The organism is Streptomyces sp. P5F9, from assembly GCF_057961495.1.
Map to the genome: position 1 here is coordinate 1 of NZ_JBXVPZ010001033.1, position 665 is coordinate 665.

Annotated in this window: 1 protein-coding gene; it reads right to left on the bottom strand. The window is 71.1% G+C overall.

All coding sequences use genetic code 11. The features are described from left to right. Positions 1-102 precede the first annotated feature (102 nt). Positions 103-665: P1 family peptidase (locus AC31A1_RS52260; RefSeq protein ID WP_489660052.1), on the bottom strand; the 563-nt coding region annotated here is incomplete at its 5' end.

Consider the following 665-nt stretch of genomic DNA (forward strand, 5'->3'; position numbering starts at 1 on the left):
CTTTCATGGGTGTTGACTGGTTAGAGCGATCCCATCCTCCAGAGCTGGCAGGGTCGGAGCAGGGAACGGGGCGAGTGCGGGGTGTCTGTCGCCGGGGGGCGCCTAACGTCTCCCGTACAGCTCCTCGTACGACGGCCATGTTCCGCCCAGTCCGTCCACCGGCTCGGCGGCGCGTAGCGCGCGCACGATTGCGCGGGTTACGACGTCTGCGCCGGCCGCCAGGACGGCGTTGAGGGCTAGGGGGTTCTCGGTATCCAGCGGGCGGGAGCCGGTGGCGAGCGTGAATACCGTGTCTCCGTCGTTCAGCAGGTGCACCGGACGTACGGCGCGCGCGATGCCGTCGTGTGCCGTGCCGGCCAGCTTCTGGGCCTGCGCCTTGGTGAGTTCGGCGTCCGTGGCGACCACCGCGAGCGTGGTGTTGAGCGGGGGAGGCGCGTTCTTCGCGGCGGCCTCGGCGAGGCGCAGCCGCGCGGCCTCGTGGACGTGTGGCTCGGGATACTCCACCCGCCCCTGGAACAACTCCCCGTACAGCACGCCCGTTTCGGGGTCCGTCGCCGACCCCGCCGCGTTCGCCACCACCAGCGCCGCCACCGTGATCCCCGACTCCAGTACGACACTCGCGGTCCCGACGCCGCCCTTCAACTGCCCGACCGCCGCCCCCGTAC